The 13,772-nt window shown below is 73.1% G+C and carries 10 protein-coding genes; 4 read left to right on the top strand and 6 right to left on the bottom strand.

Annotated elements, in window-relative coordinates:
- Positions 1–123: 123 nt before the first annotated feature.
- The 5 genes from ACIG36_RS11980 to ACIG36_RS11960 form a co-directional block, all read right to left on the bottom strand.
- Positions 124–1,467, bottom strand: coding sequence for a PP2C family protein-serine/threonine phosphatase (locus tag ACIG36_RS11980; protein ID WP_399925728.1), 1,344 nt, complete (start codon positions 1,465–1,467; stop codon positions 124–126).
- A gap of 72 nt (positions 1,468–1,539) precedes the next feature.
- A complete protein-coding gene (locus tag ACIG36_RS11975) occupies positions 1,540–2,238 on the bottom strand; it encodes a response regulator (protein WP_399925727.1) in 699 nt (232 codons plus the stop codon).
- A gap of 150 nt (positions 2,239–2,388) precedes the next feature.
- Positions 2,389–3,264: an ABC transporter permease subunit gene (locus tag ACIG36_RS11970; RefSeq protein WP_399925725.1), complete on the bottom strand. Its 876-nt coding sequence runs from the start codon at positions 3,262–3,264 to the stop codon at positions 2,389–2,391.
- Entirely contained in the window at positions 3,261–4,181 is a 921-nt protein-coding gene (locus ACIG36_RS11965) for an ABC transporter ATP-binding protein (RefSeq protein ID WP_399925724.1), read from the bottom strand. Before ACIG36_RS11965 ends, ACIG36_RS11970 begins: the two co-directional genes overlap by 4 nt.
- A 119-nt stretch (positions 4,182–4,300) precedes the next feature.
- Positions 4,301–5,323, bottom strand: coding sequence for a zinc-dependent alcohol dehydrogenase family protein (locus ACIG36_RS11960; RefSeq protein WP_399926438.1), 1,023 nt, complete (start codon positions 5,321–5,323; stop codon positions 4,301–4,303).
- Positions 5,324–5,814: 491 nt separating this feature from the next.
- Here ACIG36_RS11960 and ACIG36_RS11955 point away from each other — a divergent pair, with 491 nt between their 5' ends.
- Positions 5,815–6,687, top strand: coding sequence for a universal stress protein (locus ACIG36_RS11955; protein ID WP_399925722.1), 873 nt, complete (start codon positions 5,815–5,817; stop codon positions 6,685–6,687).
- A 92-nt stretch (positions 6,688–6,779) separates the two neighbouring features.
- On the opposite strand, the gene ACIG36_RS11950 is transcribed toward ACIG36_RS11955, so the two are convergent.
- Positions 6,780–8,279, bottom strand: a complete 1,500-nt coding sequence (locus ACIG36_RS11950; protein ID WP_399925721.1) for an MFS transporter — start codon at positions 8,277–8,279, stop codon at positions 6,780–6,782.
- A gap of 144 nt (positions 8,280–8,423) precedes the next feature.
- Here ACIG36_RS11950 and ACIG36_RS11945 point away from each other — a divergent pair, with 144 nt between their 5' ends.
- The 3 genes from ACIG36_RS11945 to ACIG36_RS11935 all read left to right on the top strand — a co-directional run bounded on the left by ACIG36_RS11945 (position 8,424) and on the right by ACIG36_RS11935 (position 13,614).
- Positions 8,424–9,104, top strand: coding sequence for a TetR/AcrR family transcriptional regulator (locus ACIG36_RS11945; protein WP_399925719.1), 681 nt, complete (start codon positions 8,424–8,426; stop codon positions 9,102–9,104).
- A 719-nt stretch (positions 9,105–9,823) separates the two neighbouring features.
- Positions 9,824–12,694: an AAA family ATPase gene (locus tag ACIG36_RS11940; protein WP_399925717.1), complete on the top strand. Its 2,871-nt coding sequence runs from the start codon at positions 9,824–9,826 to the stop codon at positions 12,692–12,694.
- A 107-nt stretch (positions 12,695–12,801) separates the two neighbouring features.
- On the top strand, positions 12,802–13,614 hold the full coding sequence (locus ACIG36_RS11935) for an SDR family NAD(P)-dependent oxidoreductase (protein ID WP_399925716.1): 813 nt from the start codon (positions 12,802–12,804) through the stop codon (positions 13,612–13,614).
- The last annotated feature ends 158 nt before the right edge of the window (positions 13,615–13,772 follow it).

Below are 13,772 nucleotides of genomic sequence, written 5' to 3'. Positions count from 1 at the left end.
CCCCAGGACGCCGCCGCAGCCCCAGGGCGCCACCGCACGCCGCCGCAAGCCGCCGTCCGACGCGCCGCACGCCGCCGGACGGCGATGCCGACGACGACGCGCCGGGGGGCGCCCGACCGCCCGTCAGCGGCCCCCGATCGGCGCCCGCAGGGCGAGTATCGCCATGTCGTCGTGACCGTCACTGGGCCGGGCCTCGGCCACCGCCCGGCCCAGCCGCTCCAGCGGCTCGGCGGCGTGCGCCGCCGCCGCGCCGGCGACCACCGCCAGCGTCTCGGCGAGGTCGCGGCGCGGGTGCTCGACCAGACCGTCGGTGAACATCAGCACCGTCGCCCCCGGCGGCAGCGCCGCCCGGTGGTCCCGGCGGGCGAGGCCCGTGTCGACCCCCATCGGCAGATCCGGCTCGCCCTGGAGGAAGCGCGCCGTCCCGTTCGCCGTCACCACCAGCGGCGGAGGATGGCCGGCGCTGCTCCACAGCAGCGACCATCCCTCGCCGTCGGGCTCAATGCGGGCCAGGCACACCGTCGCCATGGTGGGCTCCGCGGCGGCGGCCTGGGCGCGGTCGAGGCGGCCGAGCAACTCGCTGGGCGGCACGGCGGCGTCGTAGGCCAGGGCGCGCAGCATGTTGCGGATCTGCGCCATGCCGGCGGCGGCCCGCACGTCGTGCCCGACGACATCGCCCACGATCATCGCCCGGACGCCGCCGGGCAGCGCCAGCGCGTCGTACCAGTCGCCGCCGAGCAGGGCCGGTTCGGTGGCAGGCTGGTACAGCGACCAGGAGTCGAACGGCGCCAGGTCGGGCAGTTTCGGCAGCAGCAGCCGCTGGAACTGTTCGGCGCCCGCGCGCACCTGCTCGTACAGCCGGGCGTTCTCGATGGCGATGCCCGCGGCACCGGCCAGGGCCACCACCACGGCCTCGTCGTCGGCGTCGAACGGCTTGCCGTCCCGGCGGTCCGTCAGATAGAGGTTGCCGTAGACCCGGTTCCGCACGGTGATGGCCACCCCGAGCAGGGTGCGCATCGGCGGATGCCCCGGCGGCAGTCCCGCGGCCTGGGGGTGAGCGGCGATGCAGTCGACGCGCAGCGGCTCGGGGTCGCTGATCAGCAGCCCCAGCAGGCCCCGGCCGCGCGGGAGGGCCACCCCCGCCAGCCGCGCGTGCTCCTTCTCGTCCAGGCCCACCGGAATGAACTCCGCGAGGTGGGTGCCCTCGTCGTCCAGCACCCCCAGGGCGCCGTAGCGGGCCCCGACCAGTTCCATGGCGGTGGTGACGATGCGCCGCAGCACCACGGGCAGTTCGAGCTCCCCGCTGACGTCGAGGATGGCGCCCAGCAGCGACCGCATCCGCCGCTGGGCGTGGGCCACCTCGGCCAGTTGCTCGCCGATCCGGTCGAGGTCGCCGTCCAGGGAGAGCCGCCGGCTCGGAAGGCCGGGGCGGGGAGGATGTCCGTCGTCTGCAGAGCTGGTCGCCACGTGTCAGAGGGTAACCATTCGATTGCCCACAGGCGGGCAATCCGTGCACGTCAGACGGGTTGTGGTGAGAAATCAGCCCGCCGGCTTCGGGGCGACGTTCGAGGCGAGGACGGCCGCCTGGATGCGGCGCTCCACGCCGAGCTTGGCGAGCATGCGCGAGATGTGGTTCTTGACCGTCTTCTCGGACAGGAAGAGCCGCTGGGCGATCTGACGGTTGGTGAGGCCTTCGCCGATGAGGGCCAGCACGTCGTGTTCGCGCGGCGAGAGGGTGGCCAGCCGCTCGTCCTCCGGCCCGGCGGGGGCCGACTCCTCCGTGCTCTCGCCGCGCAGGCTGTTCATCAGGCGGGTGGTGGTGGCCGGGTCGAGCATCGACTGGCCGGAGGCGACCGTGCGGATGGCGGCGACCAGATCCGACCCCTTGATCTGCTTCAGGACGTAGCCCGCCGCCCCGGCCATGATCGCGTCGAGGAGGGCGTCGTCGTCATCGAAGGAGGTGAGCATCAGACAGGCCAGGGAGGGCATCCGCGAGCGCAGCTCACGGCAGACCGTGATGCCGTCGCCGTCGGGCAGCCGCACGTCCAGCACGGCCACGTCGGGCCGCAGGGCCGGCCCGCGGGCGAGGGCGTGGCCGATCGTGCCGGCCTCCCCGACCACCGTGATGTCGTCCTCGCTGTCCAGCAGGTCATGGATGCCCCGCCGGACGACCTCGTGGTCGTCCAGGAGGAACACCCGGATCGGCCGTTCCTGGGAGAACGTCCTTGACTGGTCCACTACCCGCTCCCTGTCGACGGTCCACGCGCACACTGCCACGCTGATTCGATCATGAATGACGGGCGCGGGATCACGCCATGGGCCGAACGGCCCCGACCTCTTGCTCGGGACGGGAGCGGCTCATGGCCTGTCGCTCGGGACCGGGGCGGTTCACGGCGCGAGATCGCGGCGGGCCAGCAGGGCGAACGCCAGCGCGATCCCCAGCACCCCGACCCCGGCCAGGACGCCGAACGACTCCCACTCCACCGTGCCGAGGGCCAGCGCGTCGCCCGGCGTGTAGTAGTGGAACGGGCTGATCCACCGCAGTGGCGCCGCTCTCGACCACGCCAGCGCGACGAAGTTCACCGCGAACCCCACCGCGCCGAACGCGATCGTCGTCCCCACCACCCGCGCCCGGCGCCGGCCCGCGGCGGAGACGGCCAGGGCCGGGCCCGTCACGCACAGCGCGAAGCCCCAGCCCAGCAGCCCGGCGGCGAACACCCCGCCCAGCGGCACCGTGTCGTGCAACCGGGGCGAGAGCGCGACCCCGGCGGCCACGGTCAGCGTGGCCACGACGTTGAGCAGCACGGACACCACGATCAGCGCGGCCGTCCGCTCGGCCAGCAGCCGGGCCCGCGACAGCGGTCGGACCATCAGCAGCTCCATCGTCCCGGACTCCACGTCGGCGGCGACCGCCGCCGCGGCCAGCGAGCCGATCGCGGTGAGCTGCAGCGCGATCCAGAACGGATGAGTCAGCCCGCCGCCCAGCAGCCCGGGGTAGCTGGCGACCGCGACGTCGCCGCTCGTCCCGCTGAACGCCCGCAACGCCCGCGGCGGCTGACGGCCGCCCGCCGCGAAGAGCGTCTCGGGCGGCACAGTGTTGGCGATCACCACGATCAGGGTCTCGAAGACGGCCATGCCCAGCAGCAGCGCCGCCAGCATCCGGCGGCGGCGCAGCAACGCCAGCCGGAACAGCGGGAACCGGCCGCCGGCCCGGCCGCCGCCGGCGATCGCGGCGGTGTTTTCCGTGCCGTGCGGGGCGGTCACGGCGGGTCCTTTCCCGGCCCGTCCCGGTAGAGGTCCAGGAACGCCTCGTCCAGCCCGGCCTCCTCGACCGCCAGGTCGGCCACCGGCAGCTCCAGCAGCCCGCGCAGCGCGGCGACCACCTCGTGCGGCGGGATCAGCAGCTCCACATGGTCGCCCCGCCAGCGCGGCGACCACCGCTCGGCACCGGGCAGCGGCCTGTGCCCCCGCCCGTCGGCGAACGCCAGCCGCACCTTGCGGGCGCGCGCCTCGCGCAGCGCCGCCACGGACCGCACGGTCACCAGCCGCCCCTGACGCACGATCGCCACCCGTTCGCAGGTGCGCTGGACCTCGGGGAGGATGTGACTGGAGAGCAGCACGGTACGGCCGGCCGTTGCCGCCTCGGCCAGCAGCTCGAAGAAGGTCTCCTGCACCAGCGGGTCCAGGCCCTCGGTCGGCTCGTCCAGCACCACCAGCTCCGGATCGTGCTGCAGGGCCTGGACCAGGCCCAGCTTCTGCTTCATCCCGCGCGAGTACCCCCCGACGACCCGCCCGAGGTCCGCGGCCGACAGCCCCAGACGCTCGCACAGTTCGGCGCGCCGCGGGGTCGGGGCGCACTGCAGGCCGGCCAGCAGGTCCAGCGTCCGGGCCCCGGTGAGCTCGGGGTACAGGCGCAGTTCGCCCGGCAGGTAGCCCAGCGCGGGGGCGAGGGCGCGATGGTCGGCGACCGGGTCGAGGCCCAGCAGCCGCACGCTCCCCGCGGTGGGCTTGAGCAGCCCGACCAGACACCGCAGCGTGGTGGTCTTGCCCGCTCCGTTGGGGCCCAGGAAACCGAACACCTCGCCCGCACCGACCGTGATGTCGAGCCCCTCGACGCCCACGGTCCGTCCGTACAGCTTGGTCAGCGAGCTGATCTCGATGGCGGGCCCGGCCTCACGCATCCGGTGCTCCTCTCTCCAGGGCCCCAGGGACCTCGAGGGCCTCTGGAGCCCCATGCCCTCATGTCCTCACGGCTTCATGTCCTCACGGCCTCGGGGGCTTCCACGGTCGCGTCGGCGCATCAGTGATCGACCAGCAGCACCGCCGCCCCGGTGACCCGGCCCGCCGCCAGGTCCGCGAGGGCCTCGTCGGCCCGGCTCATCCGGTACGGGCGCGCACGCACGACCGGCGGGTGGCGGGCCGCCTCGGCGAGATAGGCGCGGCCGTCCGCGCGCGTGTTGGCGGTGACGCTGCGCAGCGTGCGCTCCTGGAAGAGATGGCTCCGGTACGTCAGGCCGGGGATGCCGGTGAGATGGATGCCGGCGATCGCGAGGGTGCCGCCGCGGTCGAGCGCCTCGAGCGCGGGCGGTACGAGGTCGCCGACGGGGGCGAAGAGGATGGCCGCGTCCAGTGGTTCGGGCGGGGCGTCCCGGGCGCCGCCCGCCGAGGCCGCGCCGAGCTCGAGGGCCAGCCGCCGGGCCCGCTCGCCCCGCGTGAGCACATGGACAGTGGCACCCCGCGAGATCGCCAACTGCGCGGTCAGATGGGCGGAGGCGCCGAAACCGTAGAGGCCGAGCCTGCCCCCTGGCGGCAGTTCGGCCCGTTCCAGTGCCCGGTAGCCGATGATGCCCGCGCACAGCAGCGGCGCCAGCTCCTCGTCGGCGGGGCCCTCCGGCAACCGGTAGGCGTAGCGGGCGTCGACCACTGTGTGCTCCGCGTAGCCGCCGTGGACGTCCCAGCCGGTGTAGCGGGACGACAGGCACAGGTTCTCGCGCCCGGACAGGCAGTACCGGCACGCGCCGCACGTGTGCGCGAGCCAGGCGACACCGACCCGGTCGCCCGGCGCGAAGTCCTGCGTCCCTGGACCGACGGCCAGCACCCTGCCCACGATCTCGTGGCCGGGCGTGCAGTGCGGCAGGTGCGGGGGCAGGTCGCCCTCGGCCAGGTGCAGGTCCGTACGGCACACCCCGCACGCGCGCACCTCGACCAGCAGCCCGTTCGGCCCGGTCGCGGCCGGTGCCCGCGCGACGCGGCGCAGCGGGTGCTCGGCGGCCGGAGCCGGGTGGTCGACCACCCATGCCGTGCCGGCCGCGTGCGTGGACATCGCGCTCACCTCCGCTCGCTCCTTCCACCGTGCGCCGGGGGCGCGCGCTCGGCAACGAGAGGGGCCCGGCGACGGTCGGGGGCGGTGAGGGGGCTGGGGGCGGGGAGCGGGAAGCGGGGCCCGTCGACGGGACGGCGGCCGGTGACCAGGGTGACCGGAAGGGGCCGGGTGTCCCGTCACCGGACCCCGGACGGCCTATTCCGCGTGGCGGCGCGCCCCGCCACGCTGGGAGCAGCCCGGTCGGACACCCGTCCCGCGCCCGTCCCCCGCGCCGGGCTTCCGCCGGGGTCCGCCGGGGCCGGAACGCCGATGGCCGGCCCCGGCGGCCTCGCCGGATGGCGGCGGTGCCCAGGGCGTGTCCGCCGACCCATCGGACACGCCCTGGTTCGTCCCCATCGGACACGCCTTGGTTCGTCGCGGCGGACCGACACTGGAGACAGGACCGTCCGAACAGGACCTTCCGCACCTTCGGAACGCAGGAGGCGGTCGCCATGGAGCAGGCACCCGTCACCGTAGGACTCGACGGATCACCCGAGAGCCTGGCCGCCGCACACTGGGCCGCCGCCGAGGCGGACCGGCGCGGACTCGGCCTGCGCCTGCTCCACGCGTGGATCCTCTATGTCCCCCAGCCGCCCGGCGTCCCGCCCGACAAGGACCGGGACTACTGGGCGAAGCGCATCGTCCACGCCGCGCACACGGAGGTCAGCGCCCGGTTCCCGGCCCTGACCGTCACCGAGGACCTGGTCGCCGCCGAACCGGACGCGGCTCTGCTGCGGGCCGCGGAGGAGTCGGCGATGGTGGTGCTCGGTTCGCGCGGCCTGGACCGGCTTCAGAGCTTCTTCCTCGGCGACGTCGGCCTGCACGTCGCGGGCCGGGCCGAGCGGCCCGTGGTCCTCGTACGGGCCGGAATGCGCGCCGAGCACCCGTCCCCGGCCCACGAGGGCGGCGTGGTGCTGGGCCTGGGCCTGCGCCGCCCGGCCCACGACCTGCTCGACTTCGCGTTCGGCGCGGCGGCCGCGCGAGGGGTGCCGCTGCGCGTGCTGCACGGCCGGCCGCTGCCCGTGCAGGCGTACGCGCCCTGGGGCGTCGACCCCGACGTGGCCAAGGAGATCACCGAGCACGCGGAGCTGGAGGTGAGGGAGACGTTGCGGCCGTGGCGCGAGCGGTATCCGGACGTCACCGTGATCGACGCCGTCGGCCTGGAGAGCCCGGCGAGGACGGTCGTCCGGGCGGCGGAGGGCGCCGACCTGCTGGTGGTCGGACGGCGGCGGCACCGGCCGGCGCTGGTGCCGAAGCTGAGTTCGGTGGCGCAGGCGTGCGTGCACCACGCGCCGTGCCCGGTCGCGTTGGTGCCGCACGACTGAGGGGGCGCGGCCCGTCGTCCAGCCGGGCCCCACGCGTCGGGCGGACGCGAGGCTTCACACGGGGGGCGGACCCGCGCCTTCGGCTGGACCCGTCATCGCGACGCGCCGGGCGCGGCCGCCTTTGCCGCGTTGCGCGGGTCGGCCGTGACGAGCACGCCCACCACGACGGCGCCGACCGCCAGGACTCCGGCGGCCCAGCCGCAGGCGACCGCCATTCCGTGCACCGTGGCCCTGTCGGGCGCGGCGCCGGAATGGGAGGCGAGATAGGCGGCCGAGGCGCCTGCCGCCACGCTGTTGAGGAGCGCGGTGCCGATCGAGCCGCCGATCTGCTGCGAGGTGTTCACGAACGCCGAGGCGATCCCGGTGTCACGGGGGTCCTGGACGGTGGTCGCGGTGCTCATGATGGGCGCGACGAGGAGCCCCACGCCGATGCCGAACAGCAGCAGCGCGGGCAGGATGGACGTCGCGTAACCGCTGTCGGGTGTGAGCCTGTTGAGGAAGAGCAGGCCGCAGGTCTGGACGAGGAGCCCGGTCACCAGCAGCACGCGCGGCCGCACATGCGGCATGAGCCGGCCGGTCACCCGGGTGGATATGGCCGCCGCGACGACCACGTACGGCAGGAACGCCAGCCCGGCCTTGAGGGACGAGTAGCCCATGACGTCCTGGAACTGGAACGTCATGAAGAGGAACATGCCCAGCATCGCGAAGGTGGAGATCACGATCGTGAGGAAGGCACCGGCCCGGTTGCGGTCGGCCAGGACCCGGGGCGGCAGCAGGGGATGGGCCGTCCTGGACTGCACCACGCCGAACACGCCGAGCAGGACCACGCCCGCCACCAGCGATCCGATGATCACGCCGGAGTCCCATCCGAGGGCACCCGCCTCGCCGAAGGCGTAGATGCAGGCGACGATCCCCGCGCAGCCGAGAGCCGCGCCGACGACATCGAGCGGTACCCGCGGCGGCTTCGGCGGGTCCGGGAAGAGTCGCAGACCGCCGGCGATGACCGCCAGGGAGATGGGGACGTTGACGTAGAGGGTCCACCGCCAGTCGAGGTACTGGGTGATGGCGCCGCCGAGCACCAGCCCCACCGCGCCACCGGACATCAGCGCGGCCCCGTAGATGCCGAGCGCCTTGGCGCGGTCCCGGCCTTCGGGGAACACACTGGTCAACAGGGCGAGGGTGGACGGCGTGAGGAGGGCGGCGAAGACGCCCTGCAGGGCGCGCGCGGCGATGAGCATGGCCGCGCCGTTCGCCGCCCCGCCGAGGGCGGAGGCCACGGCGAAGCCGGCCACTCCGATGAGTACCGCGCGCCGGCGCCCCAGCACGTCGCCGAGCCGGCCGCCGAGCATCAGCAGCCCGCCGAAGGCGAGGGTATAGGCGGTGACGACCCATCCCCGGGAGGTGTCGCTCAGGTGCACTTCGGCCTGCGCGGTGGGCAGCGCGATCGAGACGATCGTCATGTCCAGCGCCACCATCAGCTGTGCGCCGCTGAGCATGGCCAGTGCCCACCAGCGCCGGCCGGCTCCCGGAGGATGCGCCTCCGGGGCGTCCGAGGGAGCGTTGCTCGAGTTGCTTGAGGCTGTCTCCGTCATTGAGACCCCCGTATCTGGACGAAATTTGTCCACTTCATCGGCTACGATACAGTGAGTGGACGAAAAACGTCCAGATTGATCGACGCGGATCGACGCGGATCGACGTGACCGGTTCGATCGACGTGGGTGCCGAGGGATCGAGGGGTGGTGCTCGTGGTGGAGCGGACGGGGGAGCGCGCCGCAGGCGCGGAGCCCGGGGCGTTGCGGGCGGACGCCCGCCGCAACAGGGAACGCATCGTGCTGGCGGCCCGTGAGCTGTTCATGACGCAGGGCGTCGACGTGTCGATGGACGAGGTGGCCCGCCGGGCCGGGGTCGGCAAGGGCACGCTCTACCGCCGCTTCCCCGACCGTGACCTCCTGCTGGAGGCCGTGGCCCTCGACATCTACGAGCGCCTGACCGTCATGGCGCGGCGGGCCTGGGAGCGGGGCCCGGACGCCTGGAGCTCGCTGAACGGCTTCCTGCGCGAATGGGCCGCCTTCCGCTTCGGGCTGGCCAACTCCCCGCTGTGCCACCCCATGCGCGAGGCGCTCAAGGGAAACCGGCAGCTGCGCGACGCCCGCGACGTCTGGCTCGAGCTCTTCGAGCGCATGGTCCGCGAGGCGCAGGACGACGGTGTGCTGCGGCGCGACATCGGATGCGGCGACATCGTGATGTTCATGGACCGGCTCGTCCAGGAGACCGGCGCACCCGCCGACGTCGCCGACACCGTGCCGGCGCGGCTCCTGGAGCTGCTGCTGGACGCCCTGAGGGTCCAGCCCGGCTCCGTGCTCCCGGGCCGGGCCATCACCGGCGCCGACCTGAACCGGCCGGTGTCCGGTCCCTGACCCCCTCCCTGCGGGGCCCGTGCGACATCGGTCGGTGCCGGTCGATACCGGGCGGCAGCGGCCGAGGTTGGCCGGTCAACTCCTTGGCGGAGCACGGACATTGATGGTCCTCGTCGCCTTGCGCACCACTCGCCCCACTGGCAACCTGTCGAGGCGGGTGCAAGGAGAACAGGCGGATGCGCAACGGGATTTTTTCGGCCAGGAGGATCGGCTGGAGCGGGGGCGGTGGCGCCCCGCTGCGCGCGACATGAACTGCGCCTTCATCAAAGGGAGTCGGCCACGCCGGTTGGCCGCAGGAGCACTGTGAACTTCGTGCAGGCGGCCTTTACCCTGGTTTCCTGGTCGTGCGGAAGGGGCCAACAGGAGTGCGGCCGGGGAGTCGTACCGCCCGGCGAACAGCAGCACGGGCCGATCGGCGCTCACCGCCGAACCGGCCGCGACACCGGCGACTTCCGCGTGACCGTTGCTCCGGCGGAGGAGTGAGGAGGTTAGGCGGCCGCGGTCCACCGCGGCGGCGCGAACGGGAATCACGCTTCCACGCAACGCACATTCAGCTCTCGAGCCGGCACCGACGCCGGCTCCTCAGCAGCCGCCGTGCACGCGAGGGCGACGACGACGTCGCCGGCACCGCGTGCGGGCCCAGGGGGACGGGGACCGATCTGCCCACACGTGCGGGGGCAGCGGTGCGGCCTCGGCAACGCTCATACGGGGGACAGAGAATGACACGTCACGTGTCAGGTACAGCCGCGCGCCAAGCGCTGCTCGGCCATCTGGCAGAAGTACAGGCGGAGACCGGTCGATTCGTTCTGGTGACCGGTCCCGTACTGTCGGGGAAGACCACACTCATCAACGACTTCGCGCGCACCTCCCAGATCCGGGGCGTGCGCGTACTGAGCGCCACCTGCTCGAGGTTCAGCCGGTCCGAACCCCTCGGAGTCCCGAGGCAACTGCTGCGCGACCGGCGGCGGACCACCTCGCGGGAACACCCCGCCGACGCGTCCGGGACCTTCTCGGTCGCCCAGGCCGTGGAGACCGCGGTCGGCGACATCCTGCGGCTCGCCGCAGGCCGCCTCCTGATCGTCTGCGTCGACGACGTCCGCCACGCGGACCCGGCCTCGGCGCGCTTCGTGGAAGCCCTCGCGGCGAGCATCCGCCACCATCCCGTCCTGCTCGTCGTCACCGACCGGACCGACGCCTCCCACAGCTCGATCCGGCTCCGCCGCCTGATCGAGGAACGGGGCGAGGGGCGGGGCCAGGGGCGGGGTGGAGAAGAGCACGCGGGACGGGGCGGACGGGGTGGAGCACAGGGCGGAGGAGGGCATGTGCGCCGCCTCGAGGTCGCGCCCCTGTCGACATCCGACGTCGCCGAGCTCGCCCGCACCGAATTCTCGCTGCGCTGCGCGGACCGCTTCGCCGAGCGGCTGAGGCGGCTCACCGGCGGCAGCGCACTCCTCACCAAGGCACTTCTGCGCGACCACGCCACCCGCTGCGGCTGCCGGGGCGAACTGGAAGGCATCCGTACCCCGGTCATCGGCCCCGCCTACCGGCAGGCCGTCCTCGACTGCCTCCACCGGCTCGACCCGGACACGCGCGACATAGCGGAAGCACTGGCGATGGCGGACGGGTTCAGCGCCCTGGAGGTCATCGCCGAACTCACCCGCCTCGACCTGCGGGTCGTCGAGGAATCGACGCAAGAGCTCAGCGCCTGCGGGCTGCTGCGCTCCGGCGAGTTCCGTCATCCCGCCATCCGCGAGGTCATCCTCGGTGACATGCCACGCGGCCGCCGCTCGGAGCTGAGCACCCGGACGGCCACGGTCCTCAGGGCCGCCGGAGCGCCCATGGAGCACGTCGCACGGTGGCTGAGCGCCATGGACGACACCGGCCGCGCCGGAACCCGCGCACCGCGCGCCCTGCCCCGGGCCGACTGGGGCGCGGCGGGCCACGGGAACGACGGCGGGGGGGTGGGCCGGCCGACCCTGAACGGGACGCTGGTCGCCAGCCCTGCGACCGGGGGCACGGTGTCGGGTCAGGAGCTGGGGCAGGAGCTGGGGCAGGAGCCGGAGCAGGAACGGGCGGAGGGAAGGGTTCCGTCGCAACGGCGCCACCCGGAGGCGGGACCACCGTTCTCGGGAGCGTTGTCGGGCGGGCCGTCGCCTGCCGGCCCGTCGCCGTCCGATGCGTTGCCGTCCGATGCGTTGCCGTCGGATCCGCCCCCCTCCGAGGCGTCGCCCTGCATCTCGCCGACGACGCTCGGTCTGCCCGGGTCGGGTCCGCCCGGGATGCAGGAGGACCATCACTCGCTGTGGCTCGCCAAGGACGAACTGGCCCTGCTGGACCGCCGTGTCGCCGCCATCGGCCGCCGCGAGAGTCCCGAACACCTGGCGCTCGTGGCGCGTCGACTGCTCCTCGCCTGCGACTTCCCGGCTCTGCTCCGGGAGGTCGGCCGCAAGGAGCAGCTGACACGACGGACCCTGGAGGAACGCCTCACCCGCTCCCCGCACTACGCGGCGGCCTGGGCGCTCTCGAGCGCGCTCACCGAGGGCGGGCCGGACGGCCAGGACGTCATGCGGGCGGCCAAGCGCGCCCTGTACGGCTGTGATGCCACAGACGAGAACCTGCACGCCATCATGGCGGCGCTGGCCGTCGTGGTCCGCCACGACAACCCCGGGCAGGCCTCGTTCTGGTTCGAGCGCTTCGCCCGTGCCACGGACGGACGGCTGGCCTGCCGGCAGGCCCGGCTCCGGGTCGTCCGTGCCGAGATAGCGCTGCGCGGAGGGGATCCGGCGACGGCGGCCACGGAGGCCGAACAGGCCCTCGGCCTGCTGCCCGCCCGGCTGTGGGGCATCCGCATGGCCGAGCCGCTGGCCTGCGCGATCCTCGCGCACGTCGCCGCAGGCAACTCCGCCGCGGCGGCCGTCCTGCTGTCGCACAACGTGCCCGACTCCCTCTTCGACACGCGGTACGGACTCGACTACCTCTACGCCCGCGGGCTCTACCGGCTCGTGGCCGGGGAGTCCCTGGCGGGCCTGGCCGACTTCCTCCGCTGCGGCGGGCTGATGGGCGGATGGGGCATGGACCGGCACAGCCTCATTCCCTGGCGGCTGGCGGCGGCCGCCGCCTACGTGACCATGAACGAGTACGGAAAGGCCGTCGACCTGATCGACGAAACCCTCGACCGGATCCATGCGGAGGCGCTGCGGGGCGGTACGAAATGGGGCGACCTCCATGCCCGTACCCGCACACCGGGCGACCGGGCCAAGTTCGGGGAGCGCGTCTTCGAGGAACTGCGCGAATCGGCAGGTACTCCTGGCCTGTTCGCCCTGCTCGAGAGCTTCCGCACCGGCGAGGCCGCGAAGCAGAAGAAGCCGGAAGTCGCCCGCTACAAGATCTACGACCGGCACTCCTCGTTCCTGGAGAAGCTGAGCCCGTCGGAACAACGGGTGGCCGTTCTCGCCGCCAAGGGAAGCACCAACCAGCAGATCGCCCATGACCTGTCCATCACGGTCAGCACGGTGGAGCAGCACCTGACGCGCATTTACCGCAAGCTCCAGCTTGGCGGACGCAGCGAATTGCGCGCGAAGCTGGGCTGAGGCTGACGGGGCTCGATTCGGCCGGTCGGTCCGCTGGGCACAGCAGACCGACCGGCCGGAAGTCTGCGCTTTTTCGTCATTCGGTAGCGCGAAGGAGAAAACGCCACATGGCAATTCCCGAGAACAACAATACCTTTTCCGCCGGCCGGGTCGCCCTCGTCACCGGTGGCGCGAGCGGTATCGGCGCGGCGGTGGCCGAACGCCTGGTCGCGCGTGGTGGCCACGTGGTCATCGCGGACATCGACACCGACCGCGGGAACGCCGTCGCGGCGCGCATCGGTGCCGTGTTCGTGCGGACCGACGTGGGGAGCCTCGCGGACAACGAGGCCGCGGTCGAGGCAGCGGTGTCGAGGTTCGGCCGCCTCGACGTCGTACACCTCAACGCGGGCACCACCGGCCGCACGGCGATAGGCGACGGATTCGACCTCGACAGCTACCGGAACATCGTCAACGTCAACCTCGACTCCGTGGTCTTCGGCGTCCAGGCCGCTCTGCCGCACGTGCGCCGCGGACAAGGACCCGGGGGACAAGGATCGCGCGAACGTGGATCGATCGTGGTGACCGCCAGTGCGGCTGCGCTGCGCCCGTCGATCGAGGTGCTGTACTCGGCCACCAAGAGCGCGGTGATCGGCCTCGTCCGTTCCCTCGCACCGGTGCTCCGACGCGACGGCGTCTCCATCGACGCGCTCTGCCCCGGCCTGGTGGACACCCCACTGATCGCCGGGCGCCGGTCGGCCATCGCCGAGGCCGGGATCCCCGTGGCGAGCGCGGAGCAGGTGGCCGACGCCTTCGAGACCGTACTCGGCGACGAGCGGACGGGGCAGGCCTGGCTCGTCATGGCGGACAGGCCGGTGGCGCCTTTCCCCTTTGCCGAACTGCCCGTCCCGGGAGCAGAGAAACTGATCAACGCTGATCAATGACGGCACGGCATCGTGAAATGAGCAGGAGCATAGGGGTTGTTTAGGGGGTCGGGCGGAACGCCCCCTTGTTAGCCTGAACCGCGTAATTGCATGTTGCAGTTGATGCACTGGAATTGCTGGTACTGCGGGCGGGGCGGGTTATGAACGAAACGGCGGGT

This window comes from Streptomyces sp. NPDC053048, assembly GCF_044547045.1.
Taxonomy (GTDB): Bacteria; Actinomycetota; Actinomycetes; order Streptomycetales; family Streptomycetaceae; genus Streptomyces.
Note: the sequence above shows the minus strand (reverse complement) of the source record. Positions and strands in the feature narration are given on the sequence as shown.

What these genes read in the sequence shown, in the direction of transcription:
- ACIG36_RS11965 (WP_399925724.1), bottom strand. Translation starts at nt 4,181, where the DNA reads ATGCGTGAGGCCGGGCCCGCCATCGAGATCAGCTCGCTGACCAAGCTG.
- ACIG36_RS11960 (WP_399926438.1), bottom strand. Translation starts at nt 5,323, where the DNA reads ATGTCCACGCACGCGGCCGGCACGGCATGGGTGGTCGACCACCCGGCT.
- ACIG36_RS11955 (WP_399925722.1), top strand. Translation starts at nt 5,815, where the DNA reads ATGGAGCAGGCACCCGTCACCGTAGGACTCGACGGATCACCCGAGAGC.
- ACIG36_RS11950 (WP_399925721.1), bottom strand. Translation starts at nt 8,279, where the DNA reads ATGACGGAGACAGCCTCAAGCAACTCGAGCAACGCTCCCTCGGACGCC.
- ACIG36_RS11940 (WP_399925717.1), top strand. Translation starts at nt 9,824, where the DNA reads ATGACACGTCACGTGTCAGGTACAGCCGCGCGCCAAGCGCTGCTCGGC.
- ACIG36_RS11935 (WP_399925716.1), top strand. Translation starts at nt 12,802, where the DNA reads ATGGCAATTCCCGAGAACAACAATACCTTTTCCGCCGGCCGGGTCGCC.